We start from the raw sequence: 18,310 nt of genomic DNA, 5'->3' as shown, positions 1-18,310 counted from the left end.
ACGACCGGCCAGGTACGACCCGTACCCGGCCGGCGGCAGCAGTTCCCCGCCCGACTCCCGTCAGCAGCCCGTCAGCAACCCGTCAGTACGACGACCCCGACGCGCCCAGCGCCCCCGTCGTGTGCCACACGGTCTTCGTCTCCAGGAAGGCCGTCAGGCGCTCGGTGCCGGGGGTCTGGGTGAAGTCGACGGTCTGGGGGCGCAGAACGCGCTTCAGGTTGTCGGCGGCGGCGATCTCCAGTTCCTTGGCCAGCTCCTCGTCCGCGCCCGCGAGATCGATCGCGTTCACGTCCTGGTGCGCGGCCAGTGAGGGCGCGATCTCGGACGGGCGGCCGGAGAGGATGTTCACCACGCCGCCCGGGACGTCGGACGTGGCCAGCACCTCGGCGAGGGAGAGCGCCGGGAGCGGGGCCTTCTCGGAGGCGATGACGACGGCCGTGTTGCCGGTGGCGATCACCGGGGCGAGGACCGAGACCAGGCCGAGGAACGAGGAGTCCTGGGGGGCCAGTACGGCGACCACGCCCGTCGGCTCCGGCGAGGAGAGGTTGAAGAACGGACCCGCGACCGGGTTCGCGCCGCCGACCACCTGGGCGATCTTGTCGGTCCAGCCGGCGTACCAGACCCAGCGGTCGATCGCGGCGTCCACGACGGCCGCGGCCTTGGACTTCGACAGGCCCTCCGCCTCGGCCACCTCGCGCACGAACTGCTCGCGGCGGCCCTCCAGCATCTCCGCGACCCGGTACAGGACCTGGCCGCGGTTGTAGGCGGTCGCGCCGGACCAGCCGCCGAACGCCTTGCGCGCCGCGACCACCGCGTCCCGGGCGTCCTTACGGGAGGACAGCGGGGCGTTGGCCAGCCAGTTGTTCTTCGGGTCCGTCACCTCGTACACCCGACCGCTCTCGGAACGCGGGAACTTGCCGCCCACGTACAGCTTGTAGGTCTTGAAGACGGAAAGTCGTGCGTCAGACATCGAGGTACGCCTCCAGGCCGTGGCGGCCGCCCTCGCGGCCGAAGCCCGACTCCTTGTAACCGCCGAACGGCGAGGTGGGGTCGAACTTGTTGAACGTGTTGGACCAGACGACACCGGCGCGCAGCTTGCTCGCGACGGCCAGGATGCGGGAGCCCTTCTCGGACCAGATGCCCGCCGACAGGCCGTACTGCGTGTTGTTCGCCTTGGCGACCGCCTCGTCCGGGGTGCGGAAGGAGAGGACCGACAGCACCGGGCCGAAGATCTCCTCGCGGGCGATGGTGTGGGCCTGGGTGACGTTCGTGAAGAGCGTCGGCGCGAACCAGTAACCGGCGTCCGGCAGTTCACAGGCGGGGGACCAGCGCTCGGCGCCCTCCGCCTCGCCCGCGTCGGCCAGCGCGGTGATCCGGGCCAGCTGCTCCGCGGAGTTGATCGCGCCGATGTCGGTGTTCTTGTCCAGCGGGTCGCCGAGGCGCAGCGTGGACAGGCGGCGCTTCAGCGCGTCCAGCAGCTCGTCCTGGATCGACTCCTGGACGATCAGGCGCGATCCCGCGCAGCAGACCTGGCCCTGGTTGAAGAAGATGCCGTTCACGATGCCCTCGACGGCCTGGTCGACCGGGGCGTCGTCGAAGACGATGTTCGCGCCCTTGCCGCCGAGTTCGAGGGTGAGCTTCTTGCGCGTGCCGGCCACGGTCCGCGCGATCGCCTTGCCGACCGCCGTCGAGCCCGTGAACGCGACCTTGTTCACGTCCGGGTGCGCGACCAGGGCGGCGCCGGTGCGGCCGTCACCGGTCACGATGTTGACGACGCCCTTGGGCAGGCCCGCCTGGCGGCAGATGTCCGCGAAGAACAGCGCGGACAGCGGGGTGGTCTCGGCGGGCTTCAGGACGACCGTGTTGCCGGTCGCGAGCGCCGGGGCGATCTTCCAGGCCAGCATCAGCAGCGGGAAGTTCCACGGGATGACCTGGCCGGCCACGCCCAGCGGCTGCGGATTCGCGCCGAAGCCGCCGTGGTCGAGCTTGTCGGCCCAGCCCGCGTAGTAGAAGAAGTGGGCCGCGACCAGCGGGAGGTCCGCGTCGCGGGTCTCCTTGATCGGCTTGCCGTTGTCCAGCGTCTCCAGGACGGCCAGTTCGCGGCTGCGCTCCTGGATGATCCGGGCGATGCGGAACAGGTACTTGGCGCGCTCGGCGCCGGGCAGCGCGGACCACTTCTCGAAGGCCTTGCGGGCGGCCTTCACGGCGCGGTCGACGTCCTCCTCGGAGGCCTCGGCGACCTCCGACAGCACCTCTTCGGTGGACGGCGAGACGGTCTTGAAGACCTTGCCGCCGGTCGCGTCGGTGAACTCGCCGTCGATGAACAGGCCGTAGGACGGCGCGATGTCGACGACGGAGCGGGACTCGGGCGCCGGTGCGTACTCGAATGCGGATGCGGATGCGGGTGCCATGGTGATCAGTCCACCGTCACGTAGTCGGGGCCGGAGTAACGGCCGGTGGCCAGCTTCTGACGCTGCATCAGCAGGTCGTTGAGCAGCGAGGAGGCGCCGAAGCGGAACCAGTGGTTGTCCAGCCAGTCCTGGCCCGCCGTCTCGTTGACCAGGACGAGGAACTTGATGGCGTCCTTGGACGTGCGGATGCCGCCGGCCGGCTTCACGCCGACCTGGATGCCGGTCTGGGCGCGGAAGTCGCGCACCGCCTCCAGCATCAGCAGGGTGTTGGCGGGCGTCGCGTTGACGGCGACCTTGCCCGTCGAGGTCTTGATGAAGTCGGCGCCGGCGATCATGCCGAGCCAGGAGGCGCGGCGGATGTTGTCGTACGTCGACAGCTCGCCGGTCTCGAAGATGACCTTCAGCCGGGCGCTCGTCCCGCAGGCTTCCTTGACGGCGACGATCTCGTCGTACACCTTCAGGTACTTGCCCGCGAGGAACGCGCCGCGGTCGATGACCATGTCGATCTCGTCGGCGCCCGCGGCGACGGCGTCCCGCACGTCGGCCAGCTTCACGTCGAGCGCGGCACGGCCGGCCGGGAAGGCGGTGGCGACGGAGGCGACCTTGACGCCGGAACCGGCGACGGCCTCCTTGGCGACGGCCACCATGTCCGGGTAGACGCAGACCGCGGCCGTGGTCGGGGCGGTGCGGTCGGTCGGGTCGGGGTGGACGGCCTTGGCGCCGAGCGCCCGGACCTTGCCCGGGGTGTCCGCGCCTTCCAGCGTCGTCAGGTCGACCATCGAGATGGCGAGGTCGATGGCGTACGCCTTCGCGGTGGTCTTGATGGAACGGGTGCCGAGCGACGTGGCGCGCGCCTCCAGGCCGACCGTGTCGACGCCGGGCAGCCCGTGCAGGAAGCGGCGCAGCGTGCTGTCGGACGCGGTGACGTCGGCGAGCGCATGTGCGGGGGGTGCAGTGGTGGGCATGGTCACCAGACGAGCATATCTACGCGCGTAGCGGCTGTACACCCCCGGGGCGGATTCCGGGTCTCTCCGGACCGTGCGGAGCCCGGAAGATCACAGATGGATACGGGTGCCGGGGCACATGACGGCGCCCGCCGCGGCGTCATGCACAATCGGGGCCATGACGACCCCGGACAACAAGCCACCCGCGTCGGGGCCCCCGGTGCCCGCCGTGAAGGACCGGATCTACCGCTCGCCCATGGGGCTCGCGGGCGGCGTGCTGCTGCTCGCGGTCGTCGCCTGGCTGGGCTTCGACGCGCTGTTCAACGGCCACGGCCGCACCCCGTGGCTCGCGCTGGCCACGATGATCCTGGTCCTGCCGCTGGTGATCGCCTTCACGCTGCGCCCGGCCGTGTTCGCCAACGAGGAACGGCTGCGGATCCGCAATCCGTACCGGGTGATCTCCGTGCCGTGGGGCGAGGTCGAGGCGCTGCGCTCCAGTTTCACCAACGAGGTGCGCACCAAGTCCGGCGCCAAGTACCAGCTGTGGGCCGTTCCCGTGTCGCTGCGCGGCCGCAAGAAGGCCGAGCGGCGGGCGGCGTCCGCGGCACGGCGGTCGGCGACGGGCGGGGCCGGGCTCGGCGGCGGGCTCGGCGCCAGGGGCGTCGGCTTCGCCGGGCTCTCCGCCCGCGGCGCCGACGACACCGGGCCGGCCCGCGCGGAGAGCGACAAGGTCATGGACGACCTGCGCGACCTCCTGGACCGGCGCGGGAACGAGGAGTCCGCCCAGGGCGGTACGACGATCCGCTGGGCCTACGAGGTGGCGGCGCCGACACTGGCCGGGGCCGTACTGCTGGTCATCCTGCTGGTGACCGGCGGCTGACCGGCGGCTGACCGGCGGCGGTACGGCGCCGACGGCGCCCGCACGGACGAGTCGACGGCGCTCGCACGGACCAGGGGCACCTCCGGGGTCGGGATCCGGGGGTGCCCCTGGTTTTTTTCCGGTGCTTTCCGGTGTTCTCCGGTGACTTCGGAGGTTTCAGATACCGGCGGCCGCGGAGAGGTCGCGCTTGACGGCCTCCAGGAGCTCCTTCGCGCGGGCGTGGGCGGCCGGGAGGCCGGCGCGGTCCGCAACCGGTACGACGACCTCCAGATAGCACTTCAGCTTCGGCTCGGTGCCGCTGGGCCGGACGATGACGCGGGCGCCGTCCAGGGTGTAGCGCAGACCGTCCGTCGGCGGCAGCGTCTCCGTGCCCTGGGTCAGGTCCTCCGCCCGGGTGATGGCCAGGCCCGCGAGCCGCGTCGGTGGCTGCTCGCGCAGACGGCGCATCGCGTCGGCGATCAGGGAGAGGTCCTGGACGCGCACGGACAGCTGGTCGGTGGCGTGCAGGCCGTGCTCGACGGCGAGGTCGTCCAGGAGGTCGAGGAGGGTGCGGCCCTCCTCCTTCAGCCCGGACGCCAGCTCGGTGATCAGGAGGGCCGCGGTGATGCCGTCCTTGTCGCGCACGCCCTCGGGGTCCACGCAGTAGCCGAGGGCCTCCTCGTAGCCGTAGCGCAGGCCGTCGACGCGGGCGATCCACTTGAAGCCGGTGAGCGTCTCCTCGTACGGCAGCCCCGCCTTGCCGGCGATCCGGCCGAGCAGGGAGGAGGAGACGATCGACTCCGCGAAGGTGCCCTGGGCGCCGCGGCGCACCAGGTGGGCGGCGAGCAGCGCGCCGACCTCGTCGCCGCGCAGCATCCGCCAGTCGCCGCCGTCCTTGACGGCCACGGCGCAGCGGTCGGCGTCCGGGTCGTTGGCGATGATCAGATCGGGGTCGCTCGCGCGGGCCCGGCCGAACGCCAGGTCCATCGCGCCCGGCTCCTCCGGGTTCGGGAAGGCGACGGTCGGGAAGTCCGGGTCGGGCTCGGCCTGTTCGGCGACCAGCACGGGCTCCGGGAAACCGGCGCGGGCGAAGGCGGCGAGCAGGACGTCCTTGCCGACGCCGTGCATGGCGGTGTAGACGGTGCGCGCGGTGCGGGGGGAGCCGGTGGCCAGTACGGCGTCGGTACGGGCGAGATAGGCGTCCAGGACCGCGTCGTCCAGGGTCTGCCAGCCGGACTCCGGGCGGGGTACGTCGTTCAGGGAGGCGATCGCGTCGATCTCGGCGGCGATGCCCGCGTCGGCCGGGGGCACGATCTGGGAGCCGTCGCCCAGGTACACCTTGTAGCCGTTGTCCCGGGGCGGGTTGTGGCTGGCGGTGACCTCCACGCCCGCGACCGCGCCCAGGTGCCGGATCGCGAAGGCGAGCACGGGGGTGGGGAGCGGGCGGGGGAGTACGGCGGCACGCAGACCGGCGCCGGTCATCACGGCGGCGGTGTCGCGGGCGAAGTCGGCGGACTTGTGGCGGGCGTCGTAGCCGATGACGACGAGGCCGGCGTCGGGGCCCCCGTGGGGGGCGCCGTTCTTCTTCAGGTACGCGGCGAGACCGGCGGCGGCGCGGATGACGACATTGCGGTTCATGCGCATCGGGCCGGCACCGAGTTCGCCGCGCAGGCCCGCGGTGCCGAACTGGAGGGTGCCGGCGAAACGCGCCGCCAGTTCCTTCTCGTCGCCGGCCTCGATCAGTTCGGCGAGCTCGGCACGGGTGTCCGGGTCGGGGTCCTCGGCGAGCCATGCGCTGGCCCGCGCGATCAGATCGTGCACCTTGGGATCAACCTCTCCTGTGATTGCCGACGCCTTGCCCACTCGCCCACCTGACGCGGTCGGTCGGCCGGGAGGTGAACGGGGTGAGGACGGGCGGTGTGGGCGGGCGGTGTGGGCGAGTGGGGGTGGCTCTGGTCGGCCGGGGGGGGCGGCTCGGGCCGTAATTGTCGCCGGGGGTGGGGCTGTGCCGGGAGCTGCGGTGGGGTCCGGGACACCACCCGCACCACCCGGCACGGCACGGCATGGAACAGCACGGAACGGAACGGCCCGGGACGCGCACGCCACCCGGCGCCGGCCAGGCCCGCGCAGGACCCGCCACCGCCGGAGATCCGCACGCCCCCGCGCCCACCGCAGCCCCGGAAGCCCCCCCCGTGCTCCCGGTGCCCGGCCAGGTTCCCCGGTGTCCAGGTCGCCGGATGCCCAGGCCCCCGGTGTCCAGGTCGCCGGACGCCCAGGCTCCGGCGTCCAGGTCCTCCGATGCCCGGGCCCCCGGTGTCCGGGTCGGCCGGTGCCCAGGCAGGTCGCCCCGTGTCCGGCGGGTCGCCGGACTACAGCTTGCGCAGGACCTGTGCCAGCAGGGCGCCCATGCGGGTGGCGGAGTCGCGGCCGGCCTGGAGGACTTCCTCGTGGTTCAGCGGCTCGCCGGTCATGCCCGCGGCGAGGTTGGTGACCAGGGAGATGCCCAGGACCTCGGCACCGGCCTCGCGCGCGGCGATGGCCTCCAGGACCGTGGACATGCCGACCAGGTCCGCGCCGATGACGCGGGCCATGCGGATCTCGGCCGGGGTCTCGTAGTGCGGGCCGGGGAACTGCGCGTAGACACCCTCCTCAAGGGTGGGGTCGACCTCCTTGCACAGGGCGCGCAGCCGCGGCGAGTACAGGTCGGTCAGGTCGACGAAGTTCGCGCCCACGATCGGCGAGGTCGCCGTGAGGTTGATGTGGTCGCTGATCAGCACCGGCTGGCCGGGGCGCATGCCCTCGCGCAGACCGCCGCAGCCGTTGGTGAGCACGATGGTCTTGCAGCCGGCGGCGACGGCCGTACGCACGCCGTGCGAGACGGCGGCGACGCCACGGCCCTCGTAGTAGTGGGTACGGCCCAGGAAGACGAGGGCGCGCTTGTCACCGAAGGAGTACGAGCGGATCTTGCCGCCGTGCCCCTCGACGGCCGGCGGCGGGAAGCCGGGCAGCTCGGTGACCTGGAACTCCGCGTCGGGAGCGCCGAGGGCGTCGACGGCCGGAGCCCAGCCGGAGCCCATCACGAGGGCGACGTCGTGGGTCTCGGCACCGGTCAGTGCGCGCAGGCGCGCGGCGGCGGCGTCGGCGGCGGCGTACGGGTCGCCCTGGATGTCGTCCGGAAGAAGAGATGCGTTCACGTGGACGAGGGTAGCCGCTTCTCGCCTACGCGCGTAGATGACAGACCTCACGGGATTGGGATCGTTGTCTTGTCGTTTCCGACGATGGATTACCGCGGGTAATTCGTACGTGTGACGGGTGTGCGCTGGTCGTGCGCCGGTCAGCAGGGGCGCTTGCGCAGTTCCATCACATAGTCGTGGGGCGCTCCGGCGGACTCCACCGCGTCGGCGATCTCGCCCAGGTAGCGGGCCGAGGGAAGGCCGCCCTCGTAGTCGTTGAGGACGTAGGTCCAGGCCGACTTCTCGCCGTCCAGGGTGTGCACGCGGACGCGCGTACGGCGGTACGTGCCGAGGTCCACGCCGTCCCAGCGGTCGAGGGACTCCTCGTCCATGGGCGCGATGTCGTACAGGCCGACGAACACCTGGGCCAGCGGCTCCTCGACGATCGTCGCCAGTGCGCCCTCCCAGCCGAACTGCTCGCCGCCGAAGGTCAGCCGCCAGTCGTTCAGCCAGCCCGTGGCGCGCAACGGGGAGTGCGGGGCGCGGCGGGACATCAGCCGGGCGTCGAGGTTGCCGGCGTAGGCGGCATAGAGCGACATGGGGGAGAGGGTACGGCAGCGCTCCGACCCCCATCACGCGCCCCGGGAGCGAGCCCCCGGGGCGCCCCTGAGGCACCGGGCCGGAGCTCGCCGGGTCTCCGGCGGCTCTCCGCCGGGGCGGCGACCGGCGGGACGAACCGGTCGTGCACGGTGCCGCGGCGCGCGTCGGGAGGGTCCCGCCGCCCCCGGGCAGTGGCATCTTGAAGCGTGCGGGACAATGGGGTACGTGACTCGGATCGTGATCATCGGTGGCGGACCTGGCGGATATGAAGCGGCGCTGGTGGCCGCGCAGCTCGGCGCGGAGGTGACCGTCGTCGACTGCGACGGTCTGGGCGGCGCGTCGGTGCTCACCGACTGCGTGCCGTCCAAGACCCTCATCGCCACGGCCGAGGTGATGACGACCTTCGACTCCTCGTACGAAGAGCTCGGCATCATCGTCGCCGACGACACCCCGCCCCTGGAGCGGGCCGCCCGCGTCGTCGGGGTGGACCTGGGCAAGGTCAACCGACGGGTCAAGCGGCTCGCGCTGGCGCAGTCGCACGACATCACCGCCTCCGTGACGCGCGCCGGAGCGCGGGTCATGCGCGGGCGCGGACGCCTTGAGGGCATGCAGGCGCTCGACGGGTCGAGGAAGGTCGTCGTCACCGCCGCCGACGGCAGCGAGGAGACCCTCACCGCCGACGCCGTCCTCATCGCCACCGGCGGTCACCCGCGCGAGCTGCCCGACGCCCAGCCCGACGGCGAGCGCATCCTCAACTGGACCCAGGTCTACGACCTCAACGAGCTGCCGGAAGAGCTGATCGTGGTCGGCTCCGGTGTGACCGGTGCCGAGTTCGCCGGCGCGTACCAGGCCCTCGGTTCCAAGGTCACCCTCGTGTCCTCCCGCGACCGGGTGCTGCCCGGCGAGGACCCGGACGCCGCCGCCGTCCTGGAGGACGTCTTCCGCCGCCGCGGCATGAACGTCATGGCCCGTTCCCGCGCGCAGTCCGCCAAGCGCGTCGGCGACCGGGTCGAGGTCACGCTCGCCGACGGCCGCGTCATCACCGGCACGCACTGCCTCATGGCCGTCGGCGCCATCCCGAACAGCGCGGGCCTCGGCCTGGAGGAGGCCGGCGTCAAGCTGCGCGACTCCGGGCACATCTGGACCGACAAGGTCTCCCGCACCACCGCGCCCGGCGTCTACGCCGCCGGTGACGTGACCGGTGTCTTCGCGCTCGCGTCCGTCGCCGCCATGCAGGGCCGGATCGCGATGTACCACTTCCTGGGCGACGCGGTGGCCCCGCTGAACCTGAAGACCGTCTCCTCCAACGTCTTCACCGACCCCGAGATCGCCACCGTCGGCTACTCGCAGGCGGACGTGGACGCGGGCAAGATCGACGCCAAGGTCGTCAAGCTGCCGCTGCTGCGCAACCCGCGCGCCAAGATGCAGGGCATCCGGGACGGCTTCGTGAAGATCTTCTGCCGGCCGGGCACGGGCATCGTCGTCGGCGGTGTGGTCGTCGCGCCGCGCGCCTCGGAACTCATCCACCCCATCTCGATCGCCGTCGACAACAATCTGACGGTCGAACAGATCGCGAACGCCTTCACGGTGTACCCCTCCCTTTCGGGGTCGATCGCGGAGGTCGCGCGGCAGCTGCACAACCGCAAGGCGAGCGCCGAGGGCTGATGACCTGCGGCAACTCCTCGCCGGTCGCCGGGAGTTGCCGTACGTGCGGCTGGCATAGTCGGGATGGATAGGTCGGGGGAAGGTCCTATACCACTTCGGGTTCCGCCATGCGAACAACTTCTGTTAATCGGCGCAAACTGCTGAAAGCAGACGGTCGCTGGGGTTACTGTCAGTTTCGTGTTCGCTGCTGAACGTCGCCAATTGATCCTCGAAATGGTGCGAGCGAACGGTGCCGTGTCGCTCCGTGAGCTCGCCCGCGTCGTCCAGACCTCCGAAGTGACCGTACGGCGGGACGTGCGGGCACTGGAGGCGGAAGGACTCCTCGACCGCCGGCACGGCGGTGCCGTACTGCCGGGTGGGTTCACCCGGGAGTCCGGCTTCCCGCAGAAGTCGCATCTCGCGACCGCCGAGAAGACGGCGATCGCCGATCTCGCGGCCGGCCTCGTCGAAGAGGGCGAGGCGATCGTGGTCGGTGCCGGTACGACCACGCAGGAGCTGGCCCGCCGGCTCGCCCGCGTGCCCGGTCTCACGGTGGTCACCAACTCCCTCCTGGTCGCACAGGCGTTGGCCCATGCGAACCGGGTGGAGGTCGTCATGACCGGTGGCACCCTGCGCGGCTCCAACTACGCGCTCGTCGGCTCCGGCGCCGAACAGTCCCTCCAGGGGCTGCGGGTGTCGAAGGCGTTCCTGTCCGGGAGCGGTCTGACGGCCGAACGCGGGCTGTCCACCTCCAACATGCTCTCCGCCTCCGTCGACCGGGCGCTGGTGCAGGCCGCCGCGGAGGTGGTGGTCCTCGCCGACCACACCAAGCTCGGCACGGACACGATGTTCCAGACCGTGCCGACGGATCTCATCACCCGCCTCGTCACGGACGAGCCGCCCGGCCACGACGACCGCGCCGCCACGGAGTTGCAGGCCCTCGCCGACCAGGGGGTGCAGATCGCCGTGACCGGGGCGAACGGAAACCCGGGGGGTGACCAGGTCCCGCCGGCCCGCCGCCCCCAGCTGCCGGGACCGCGCCGGGGCAACCCCCTCCGCCCGAGCTCCGTCCTCGCCGACCAGCCACAGCCTTCCGAACGGGCGAGGGTCGCGGATCTTCGTCGTAGGTGAGCCGTGCCGCGTCGCGCTCGCGGGGCCGGGCAGCCGCTGGAGAACCGGGTCGAGTGACCCTCGTCGGCGGGTTTATGACGCCGTGAGTCGTATACAGACGTGATCGGGGCCGTCCGGCGTACCCGGGTGCCCCCGGGCCGCCCCGGAGCCCCTCAACCGCCCCCCGACGACGAACCGGCCCCCGGTGCACACGCACCAGGAGCCGGTTCGGGGTCGTACAGGCGGACGTCAGTCCTTGATCTCGCAGATCGCGGCGCCCGAGGTGATCGACGCGCCGACCTCCGCGCCCAGGCCCTTGATCGTGCCGGCCTTGTGGGCGTTCAGAGGCTGCTCCATCTTCATGGCCTCAAGGACGACGACCAGGTCGCCCTCCTTGACCTCCTGGCCCTCCTCGACGGCCACCTTGACGATGGTGCCCTGCATCGGGGAGGCGAGGGTGTCGCCGGACGCCACGGGACCGGACTTCTTGGCCGCGCGGCGCTTGGGCTTGGCGCCCGCCGCGAGGCCGGTACGGGCCAGGGACATGCCCAGCGAGGACGGCAGCGAGACCTCCAGGCGCTTGCCACCCACCTCGACCACGACGGTCTCACGGCCCGTGTCCTCGTCCGCCTCGGCGTCGGCCGGCGCGGCGAAGGGCTTGATCTCGTTGACGAACTCCGTCTCGATCCAGCGGGTGTGGACCTTGAACGGGTCCGCGGAACCGCCGAGTTCGGGCGCGAACGCCGCGTCCCGGACCACCGCACGGTGGAAGGGGATCGCCGTCGCCATGCCCTCGACCTGGAACTCGTCCAGCGCACGCGCGGCCCGCTCCAGGGCCTCCTTGCGGGTGCGGCCGGACACGATCAGCTTGGCGAGGAGCGAGTCCCACGCCGGGCCGATGACCGAGCCCGACTCCACACCGGCGTCCAGCCGGACACCGGGACCGGACGGCGGGGCGAACAGGGTGACCGTACCCGGGGCGGGCAGGAAGTTGCGGCCCGGGTCCTCGCCGTTGATGCGGAACTCGAAGGAGTGGCCGCGCAGCTCCGGGTCGCCGTACCCCAGCTCCTCGCCGTCCGCGATGCGGAACATCTCGCGGACCAGGTCGATGCCGGCGACCTCCTCGGTCACCGGGTGCTCGACCTGGAGACGGGTGTTGACCTCCAGGAAGGAGATCGTGCCGTCCTGGCCGACCAGGAACTCACAGGTACCCGCGCCCTCGTAGTGGGCCTCCTTGAGGATGGCCTTGGAGGCGCGGTACAGCTCGGCGACCTGCTCGTCGGACAGGAACGGCGCGGGCGCCTCCTCCACGAGCTTCTGGTGACGGCGCTGGAGCGAGCAGTCACGGGTGGACACGACGACCACATTGCCGTGCTTGTCCGCCAGGCACTGGGTCTCCACGTGCCGCGGACGGTCCAGGTAGCGCTCCACGAAGCACTCGCCGCGCCCGAAGGCGGCGACCGCCTCGCGCACCGCCGAGTCGTACAGCTCCGGCACCTCTTCGAGAGTGCGGGCGACCTTGAGGCCGCGACCGCCGCCGCCGAACGCCGCCTTGATGGCGATCGGCAGACCATGCTCCTCGGCGAAGGCGACGACCTCGTCGGCGCCCGAGACCGGGTCGGGTGTGCCGGCCACCAGGGGCGCGCCGGCGCGCTGGGCGATGTGGCGGGCCGCCACCTTGTCGCCCAGGTCGCGGATGGCCTGCGGCGGCGGGCCGATCCAGTTCAGACCGGCGTCGAGGACGGCCTGCGCGAATTCGGCGTTCTCCGAGAGGAAGCCGTAACCCGGGTGGATGGCGTCCGCGCCGGACTCCCGGGCCGCGTTCAGGACCTTCTCGATGTCCAGGTAACTGGTTGCCGGTGTGTCACCGCCCAGGGCGAACGCCTCATCCGCAGCGCGGACATGCAGAGCGTCCCGGTCCGGGTCCGCGTAGACGGCAACGCTCGCGATCCCCGCGTCCCGGCAGGCCCGAGCCACCCGGACAGCGATTTCGCCACGGTTGGCGATGAGCACCTTGCGCACGATTGAGGCTCCCTCCTTGAAACAAGCCGAGTTTAGGGACTGCCGACACGGCTCTTCGACCCGTCCCCAATGGTGAGCTTGCCCACACGGAGCGTGATGCGGGGCTCGCCCGACCCGCGAAAGCCCCAGTGGCACCTTGCTACGCAGGACTCTTCCGGAAAACCCTAGCCCTGCCATGTGGCCAAGGTCTCTGTAAGGGCGTGCTGCGGCCCACTCGGTTTCTTTGTCGAGTCCCTACGAATGGCCCAATGATTCTTTGCTGCCGCACGAACCCTTGTCCCCTGGTTTACCCGTTAGTAGCGTTCGCCCTGTCTCGGACTACTGCTGGTAACAGCGGTCAAGGTGGGGAGCGGGTGGGGCCGGTGGTGCGCAGAACCGTGGCGTGGGTGGTGACCGTCGTCCTCCTCGTGGAGGCGCTCGGCATCGGGGCGCTGAACTGGTTCCTCGGCGTGGTCGTGGAGCGGCAGAAGATGTCCATGGCGGGCCTGGACCCGCATCTGATGTCGACGTCCTCGAAGATCGGCGGCGTCGTCTTCGGCCTCTACTTCCTGCTGTGCGCCCTGGTCGCCCTGCTGGTGGCGGTCCGCGACCGCGCCCCCGCCGGCTTCGGGCGCGTCGTGCTGATCAGCGCGGCGGTCGTGCACGGCCTGCTGGGCGCCTTCGCCTGGGGCCTGGTCAACGCGACGGCCTTCCTGGTCATGGTCGTGGTGCTCGCACTCCTGGTGCTGCTCCTGGTGTCGTACGACCGTGACGGCGGCCCGGCCGAGGCCGCGCCCGGCGGGGACGGCGGGGCCGGCGGCGACCCCAGGGCCGCTGACGGGCCCCTGGGCGCCCGTACCGTCCCGCCGGGGGAACCGGCCGCCGGACGCCCGGCGGAGCCGCAGGACGGGGACGACGAGCCGCAGGACGCCGTCCCCGAGCGGCTCACCCGGCCGGTGCCCACAACTCCGTGATGCCGACGCCCAGTTCGGCCAGCAGCTTGCGCACCAGGGGCAGGCTGATGCCGATCACATTGCCGTGGTCGCCGTCGATGCCCTCGATGAAGGGCGCGGAACGGCCGTCCAGGGTGAACGCCCCGGCGACGTACAGGGGCTCACCGGAGGCCACGTAGGCGGCGATCTCCGCGTCGCTGGGCTCGCCGAACCGTACGACGGTGGAGGCGGTCGCCGAGACATAGCGCTTGGCCGCCGTGTCCCAGACGCAGTGCCCGGTCTGGAGGATGCCGGCCCGGCCGCGCATGGACTTCCAGCGGGCGGTGGCCTCCTCGGCGTCCGCGGGTTTGCCGAGCGCGTGGCCGTCAAGCTCCAGCACCGAGTCGCAGCCGATCACCAGGGCGCCCTGCACCTCGGGCAGCGCCGCCACGACCGACGCCTTGGCCTCGGCGAGGGCGAGGGCCAGTTCGGCCGGGGTTGGGGCGGAGACGGCGTCCTCGTCGACCCCGCTCACCACGACCTCGGGCGTGAGGCCCGCCTGCCGGAGCAGGCCGAGGCGGGCGGGGGACTGGGAGGCGAGAACGAGTCGCCTGCGGTGTGTTGCGGTCATGCGGTCAGGTTAGTCACCCGGTTGCGGGCCCGCGCGAATCACCTGGCGGCGGGCCTGCGCGGACCCGGTGGGCTCGTCGCAGCGCCGGTCGGCTCAGCGCAGACCCACCAAGGCGGCCACCACCATGGCCGCGGTCACCGCCACGGCCATGATGACGCCGAGCCGCCGCAGCATGTCCTGCGCGTCGCGCAGCTCCTTCGGCGATTCGTCGTCAGGGTCTGACCAGAGCACCTGTCCAGCGTGCGGGTGGCGGGGGGCCGGGCGCCTGAGTAGTCGTACTCAAATAGGCGCCCGGCGTCCTGCCACTGTGCGCGGTTCCCCGCGCCCCCTGGGGAATCAGCCCTGGCTCGGCCAGTAGGTGCGGGTCCAGGCCGCCGCGCCCGCCCGGGGGAGGCGGGCGGCGGCGATGCGGGCCGGGTCGGACCACGCGTCCTTCGGGCCCCGCGCGCCGTCCGGCGCGGCCGCCGCGGCGGCCGCGCGGGCGCGGACCACCGCCAGGGCGGCGGCCAGCTCCTCGGGGGTCGGATTGCCTCGTACGACCTTGATCGTCATATCGGCTCCTGTCGGTCGGCCGGGCCTAGAGGGGGATGTTGCCGTGCTTCTTCGGGGGCAGTGATTCCCGCTTGGTGCGCAGCTGACGCAGGCCCCGGACGATGTGGGCGCGGGTGTCGGACGGCATGATCACCGCGTCGACGTAGCCGCGCTCGGCCGCCACGTAGGGGTTGAGGAGGGTGTCCTCGTACTCCTGGATCAGCCGGGCCCGTACGGCCTCCACGTCCTCGCCGGTCGCGGCCGCCTCGGCGAGGGTGCGCCGGTGCAGGATGTTGACCGCGCCCTGGGCGCCCATCACGGCGATCTGGGCGGTCGGCCAGGCGAGGTTGAGGTCGGCGCCCAGGTGCTTGGAACCCATCACGTCGTAGGCGCCGCCGAAGGCCTTGCGGGTGATCACGGTGATCAGCGGGACGGTGGCCTCGGCGTAGGCGTAGATCAGCTTGGCGCCGCGCCGGATGATGCCCTCGTGCTCCTGGCCGACGCCCGGGAGGAAGCCGGGCACGTCCACGAAGGTCAGCACCGGCAGGTTGAACGCGTCGCAGGTGCGCACGAAACGCGCGGCCTTCTCGGAGGCGTCGATGTCCAGGCAGCCCGCGAACTGCATCGGCTGGTTGGCGACGACACCCACCGGGTGCCCCTCGACCCGGCCGAACCCGGTGACGATGTTCGGCGCGAACAGGGCCTGCGTCTCGAAGAACTCGCCGTCGTCCACGACGTGTTCGACCACCGTGCGGATGTCGTACGGCTGGTTGGCGCTGTCCGGGACGAGGGTGTCCAGCTCGCGGTCCTCGTCGTTGAGGGCGAGGTCCGCCTCCTCCGGGAAGACCGGGGGCTCGGAGAGGTTGTTGGACGGCAGGTACGACAGCAGCTGCTTGATGTACTCGATGGCGTCCTTCTCGTCCCCGGCCATATGGTGGGCCACGCCGGAGACGGCGTTGTGGGTACGGGCGCCGCCCAGCTCCTCGAAGCCCACGTCCTCGCCGGTGACGGTCTTGATGACGTCGGGTCCGGTGATGAACATGTGCGAGGTCTGGTCGACCATGACCGTGAAGTCGGTGATGGCCGGGGAGTACACCGCGCCGCCGGCGCAGGGGCCGACGACCAGGGAGATCTGCGGGATGACACCGGAGGCGTGGGTGTTTCGGCGGAAGATCTCGCCATAGGCGCCGAGCGAGGCGACGCCCTCCTGGATCCGGGCGCCGCCGGAGTCGTTGATCCCGATGACCGGGCAGCCGGTCTTCAGGGCGAAGTCCATGACCTTGACGATCTTCTGGCCGTACACCTCGCCGAGGGCACCGCCGAAGACGGTGAAGTCCTGGGAGAAGACGGCGACGGGACGGCCGTCGACCGTTCCGTATCCGGTGACGACACCGTCGCCGTAGGGCCGGTTCTGCTCAAGGCCGAAGTTGGTGGAGCGGTGCTGGGCGAACTCGTCCAGCTCGACGAACGACCCCTCGTCCAGGAGCAGTTCGACCCGCTCACGGGCGGTCAGCTTGCCCTTGGCGTGCTGCTTCTCGACGGCGCGCTCCGAGCCGGCGTGCGTCGCCTCGTGAATGCGCCGCTGGAGATCCGCGAGTTTGCCCGCGGTCGTGTGAATGTCGATCCCTTGGATCTCGTGACGCTCTTCCGGCTCGGACATCGGGATGCGGCTCCCTGCCTGCTCAAAAGGGGGGACGGTTACTCGTTCGTAGAGTAGTGCTGGGGCTACCGATCAGCACTGCGTCGTTTGCCACACCTAGGGTGGCTTGCATGACGCCCCGAGATGCAGCAGACGACAATCCCGGCCGCTGGTCCGATCTGGACCGCCCGCCGCTGAACGCGACCGCCCTGCGCCGCGCGCTGGTGCGCGAGGGCGGGCTGTGGTCCGGGCTGGAGGTCGTGCAGCGCACCGGCTCCACCAACAACGACCTGGTGGCGCGCGCGGCGGCCGGGCCGGTGGCCGAGGGCACGGTGCTGGTGGCGGAGGAGCAGACGACCGGGAAGGGCCGCCTGGACCGCCGCTGGTCGGCGCCGCCGCGCTCCGGCCTCTTCGTCTCCGTGCTGCTGCGGCCCGCGGAGGTGCCGGTGCACCACTGGGGGTGGCTGCCGCTGCTCACCGGGGTCGCGGTGGCGACGGGGCTGGCGCGGGCGGCGGGCGTGGACACGGCGCTGAAGTGGCCGAACGATCTGCTGGTGACGGTCGAAGGGGAGGAGCGCAAGGCGGGCGGCATCCTGCTGGAGCGGGCCGGCGAGGACGGCGTCGTCATCGGCTTCGGCCTCAATGTCTCGCTGCGCGCGGAGGAACTGCCGGTGGCGCGGGCGGGTTCGCTGCTGCTCGCCGGCGCGGTGAACACGGACCGGGACCCCCTGCTGCGGGCGGTCCTGCGCTCTCTGGAGGACTGGTACGGCCGCTGGCGCGCGGCCCTCGGCGACCCCGCGGAGTGCGGCCTCCAGGAGGCCTACGCGGCCGGCTGCGCGACCCTCGGCCGCACGGTACGGGCGGAGCTGCCCGGCGACCGCGACCTGATCGGCGAGGCGGTGGCCGTGGACGGCGACGGCCGCCTGGTCATCGCGACGCCGGAAGGGGTCCAGCCGGTGGGCGCGGGCGACATCGTGCATCTGCGCCCGGCGTGAGGGTTTACCGGGGACTTCTCGGCTGAGGGGGCTGCGCTTCCCCAGGGGCGCGGGGCTGTGTCGATGTGCGGCTCCGCCGCGTGGGCGCGACAAGCCACGACGGCGCCGCGCTTGGGACGCTGGACTGCCCGCAGCGGCGGCGAGCTGTGGCAGCCGGGCGGCAGCCCACGGCTAGGGCGTCGTCGCGGGCGGGATACGTGCGCCCTCGAAGAACGTGGTCAGGTAGCGGTGGGCGGTGCGGAGGCGGGACGCCGTGTCGCCGCCGTGGAGGTTCACCGCGTGCGCGATGCCGCACATCAGCGGGACGAGGTCGCCCGCGGCGAGGTCGGGGCGGATCGCTGCCGCCGCGTGCGCCCGGTCGAGCAGTTCCGTGCCGGCCGTCGCGAGGGACCGCTTGAGCTCGGCCGTCCGCGGCAACGCGTCCGCCGTCGCCGCCGCGACCGGCGCCAGCGCCGCATCCGTGACCTGCGCCTCCACGACACGCGACAGGAAACCCTCCAGCGCGCGCAGCGGATCCGCCTCGGCCAGCGCCCCGCGGCCGTGCTCCGCGAGACCTTCCAGACAGGGCGCGGCCACGGTCTCCAGCAACGCCTCGGGCGTGGCGAAGTGCCGGTAGACGGTCCCGACCCCGAGTCCCGCCCGCCGCGCGACATCGTTGAGCTGGAGCGCGGTGCCCTCGTCCACCAGTTCGCGGGCTATGGCGACGATCCGGTCCCAGTTGCGGGCGGCGTCCTTGCGCAGCGGCGTGCTCGTCATAGGGGCAGTCCAGATCGCTCGTCTCGCGGCATCGGTTCGGCGTTCGATCGTACGTGGAGCGTTCGGGTCGGCGAGGCCGCGGGC

The 18,310-nt window shown here is 71.9% G+C and carries 17 protein-coding genes; 5 read left to right on the top strand and 12 right to left on the bottom strand.

From position 1 onward, the window contains the following. Window positions 1-82: 82 nt before the first annotated feature. Genes AB0N90_RS19635 through deoC form a run of 3 tightly spaced genes read right to left on the bottom strand, consistent with a single transcriptional unit; the run spans window position 83 to window position 3,376 of the window. The gene (locus tag AB0N90_RS19635) at window positions 83-970 is read right to left on the bottom strand and encodes an aldehyde dehydrogenase family protein (protein ID WP_365198207.1); all 888 of its coding nucleotides are present in this window, start codon (window positions 968-970) and stop codon (window positions 83-85) included. Further along, the gene (locus tag AB0N90_RS19630; protein ID WP_365198204.1) at window positions 963-2,411 is read right to left on the bottom strand and encodes an aldehyde dehydrogenase family protein; all 1,449 of its coding nucleotides are present in this window, start codon (window positions 2,409-2,411) and stop codon (window positions 963-965) included. The genes AB0N90_RS19635 and AB0N90_RS19630 overlap by 8 nt, the downstream gene beginning before the upstream one ends. 5 nt (window positions 2,412-2,416) lie before the next feature. Further along, window positions 2,417-3,376, bottom strand: a complete 960-nt coding sequence (deoC, locus tag AB0N90_RS19625; protein ID WP_037656117.1) for a deoxyribose-phosphate aldolase — start codon at window positions 3,374-3,376, stop codon at window positions 2,417-2,419. Window positions 3,377-3,533: 157 nt separating this feature from the next. Between deoC and AB0N90_RS19620 the strand changes: the two genes are divergently transcribed. After that, the gene (locus tag AB0N90_RS19620) at window positions 3,534-4,235 is read left to right on the top strand and encodes a PH domain-containing protein (RefSeq protein ID WP_365198202.1); all 702 of its coding nucleotides are present in this window, start codon (window positions 3,534-3,536) and stop codon (window positions 4,233-4,235) included. Window positions 4,236-4,391: 156 nt separating this feature from the next. On the opposite strand, the gene AB0N90_RS19615 is transcribed toward AB0N90_RS19620, so the two are convergent. The 3 genes from AB0N90_RS19615 to AB0N90_RS19605 all read right to left on the bottom strand — a co-directional run bounded on the left by AB0N90_RS19615 (window position 4,392) and on the right by AB0N90_RS19605 (window position 7,986). Next, the gene (locus AB0N90_RS19615) at window positions 4,392-6,035 is read right to left on the bottom strand and encodes a phospho-sugar mutase (RefSeq protein WP_365198199.1); all 1,644 of its coding nucleotides are present in this window, start codon (window positions 6,033-6,035) and stop codon (window positions 4,392-4,394) included. A 548-nt stretch (window positions 6,036-6,583) separates the two neighbouring features. Further along, on the bottom strand, window positions 6,584-7,408 hold the full coding sequence (locus tag AB0N90_RS19610; protein ID WP_365198197.1) for a purine-nucleoside phosphorylase: 825 nt from the start codon (window positions 7,406-7,408) through the stop codon (window positions 6,584-6,586). 140 nt (window positions 7,409-7,548) lie between these two features. Further along, a complete protein-coding gene (locus tag AB0N90_RS19605) occupies window positions 7,549-7,986 on the bottom strand; it encodes a gamma-glutamylcyclotransferase (RefSeq protein ID WP_154822642.1) in 438 nt (145 codons plus the stop codon). Between the two features lie 217 nt (window positions 7,987-8,203). Between AB0N90_RS19605 and AB0N90_RS19600 the strand changes: the two genes are divergently transcribed. Together AB0N90_RS19600 and AB0N90_RS19595 are read left to right on the top strand one after the other, a co-directional pair. After that, window positions 8,204-9,652 (top strand): NAD(P)H-quinone dehydrogenase, encoded by a 1,449-nt coding sequence (locus tag AB0N90_RS19600; RefSeq protein ID WP_361676223.1) that lies wholly within the window; start codon window positions 8,204-8,206, stop codon window positions 9,650-9,652. A 177-nt stretch (window positions 9,653-9,829) separates the two neighbouring features. After that, a complete protein-coding gene (locus AB0N90_RS19595; protein WP_365198195.1) occupies window positions 9,830-10,762 on the top strand; it encodes a DeoR/GlpR family DNA-binding transcription regulator in 933 nt (310 codons plus the stop codon). A 228-nt stretch (window positions 10,763-10,990) separates the two neighbouring features. On the opposite strand, the gene AB0N90_RS19590 is transcribed toward AB0N90_RS19595, so the two are convergent. Next, window positions 10,991-12,763, bottom strand: coding sequence for a biotin carboxylase N-terminal domain-containing protein (locus tag AB0N90_RS19590; protein ID WP_361676217.1), 1,773 nt, complete (start codon window positions 12,761-12,763; stop codon window positions 10,991-10,993). A gap of 353 nt (window positions 12,764-13,116) precedes the next feature. Here AB0N90_RS19590 and AB0N90_RS19585 point away from each other — a divergent pair, with 353 nt between their 5' ends. Beyond that, entirely contained in the window at window positions 13,117-13,716 is a 600-nt protein-coding gene (locus AB0N90_RS19585; protein WP_365198192.1) for a hypothetical protein, read from the top strand. Here the strand turns inward: AB0N90_RS19585 and AB0N90_RS19580 are convergent. The 4 genes from AB0N90_RS19580 to AB0N90_RS19565 all read right to left on the bottom strand — a co-directional run bounded on the left by AB0N90_RS19580 (window position 13,688) and on the right by AB0N90_RS19565 (window position 16,496). Further along, complete coding sequence (locus AB0N90_RS19580) at window positions 13,688-14,305, bottom strand: nucleoside triphosphate pyrophosphatase (protein ID WP_361676211.1); 618 nt, start codon at window positions 14,303-14,305, stop codon at window positions 13,688-13,690. The genes AB0N90_RS19585 and AB0N90_RS19580 overlap by 29 nt on opposite strands. Before the next feature lie 93 nt (window positions 14,306-14,398). Then, entirely contained in the window at window positions 14,399-14,536 is a 138-nt protein-coding gene (locus AB0N90_RS19575; protein ID WP_164932585.1) for a morphogenic membrane protein MmpB, read from the bottom strand. A gap of 105 nt (window positions 14,537-14,641) precedes the next feature. Continuing rightward, a complete protein-coding gene (locus tag AB0N90_RS19570) occupies window positions 14,642-14,857 on the bottom strand; it encodes an acyl-CoA carboxylase epsilon subunit (RefSeq protein ID WP_365198189.1) in 216 nt (71 codons plus the stop codon). Window positions 14,858-14,882: 25 nt separating this feature from the next. Continuing rightward, entirely contained in the window at window positions 14,883-16,496 is a 1,614-nt protein-coding gene (locus AB0N90_RS19565; protein ID WP_361676206.1) for an acyl-CoA carboxylase subunit beta, read from the bottom strand. Window positions 16,497-16,606: 110 nt separating this feature from the next. Here AB0N90_RS19565 and AB0N90_RS19560 point away from each other — a divergent pair, with 110 nt between their 5' ends. Further along, window positions 16,607-17,470 (top strand): biotin--[acetyl-CoA-carboxylase] ligase, encoded by an 864-nt coding sequence (locus tag AB0N90_RS19560; protein WP_361676203.1) that lies wholly within the window; start codon window positions 16,607-16,609, stop codon window positions 17,468-17,470. 171 nt (window positions 17,471-17,641) lie between these two features. On the opposite strand, the gene AB0N90_RS19555 is transcribed toward AB0N90_RS19560, so the two are convergent. Further along, complete coding sequence (locus AB0N90_RS19555) at window positions 17,642-18,226, bottom strand: helix-turn-helix domain-containing protein (RefSeq protein ID WP_365198186.1); 585 nt, start codon at window positions 18,224-18,226, stop codon at window positions 17,642-17,644. Window positions 18,227-18,310: the final 84 nt, after the last annotated feature.

This window comes from Streptomyces sp. NPDC093018 (assembly GCF_040684035.1).
Taxonomy (GTDB): Bacteria; Actinomycetota; Actinomycetes; order Streptomycetales; family Streptomycetaceae; genus Streptomyces; species Streptomyces murinus.
The sequence above is the reverse complement of the archived record's forward strand: the minus strand, read 5'-3'. Positions and strand labels throughout refer to the sequence as shown.

What these genes read in the sequence shown, in the direction of transcription:
- AB0N90_RS19635 (WP_365198207.1), bottom strand. Translation starts at nt 970, where the DNA reads ATGTCTGACGCACGACTTTCCGTCTTCAAGACCTACAAGCTGTACGTG.
- AB0N90_RS19630 (WP_365198204.1), bottom strand. Translation starts at nt 2,411, where the DNA reads ATGGCACCCGCATCCGCATCCGCATTCGAGTACGCACCGGCGCCCGAG.
- deoC (WP_037656117.1), bottom strand. Translation starts at nt 3,376, where the DNA reads ATGCCCACCACTGCACCCCCCGCACATGCGCTCGCCGACGTCACCGCG.
- AB0N90_RS19620 (WP_365198202.1), top strand. Translation starts at nt 3,534, where the DNA reads ATGACGACCCCGGACAACAAGCCACCCGCGTCGGGGCCCCCGGTGCCC.
- AB0N90_RS19605 (WP_154822642.1), bottom strand. Translation starts at nt 7,986, where the DNA reads ATGTCGCTCTATGCCGCCTACGCCGGCAACCTCGACGCCCGGCTGATG.
- AB0N90_RS19600 (WP_361676223.1), top strand. Translation starts at nt 8,204, where the DNA reads ATGGGGTACGTGACTCGGATCGTGATCATCGGTGGCGGACCTGGCGGA.
- AB0N90_RS19580 (WP_361676211.1), bottom strand. Translation starts at nt 14,305, where the DNA reads ATGACCGCAACACACCGCAGGCGACTCGTTCTCGCCTCCCAGTCCCCC.
- AB0N90_RS19570 (WP_365198189.1), bottom strand. Translation starts at nt 14,857, where the DNA reads ATGACGATCAAGGTCGTACGAGGCAATCCGACCCCCGAGGAGCTGGCC.
- AB0N90_RS19565 (WP_361676206.1), bottom strand. Translation starts at nt 16,496, where the DNA reads ATGTCCGAGCCGGAAGAGCGTCACGAGATCCAAGGGATCGACATTCAC.
- AB0N90_RS19560 (WP_361676203.1), top strand. Translation starts at nt 16,607, where the DNA reads ATGACGCCCCGAGATGCAGCAGACGACAATCCCGGCCGCTGGTCCGAT.
- AB0N90_RS19555 (WP_365198186.1), bottom strand. Translation starts at nt 18,226, where the DNA reads ATGACGAGCACGCCGCTGCGCAAGGACGCCGCCCGCAACTGGGACCGG.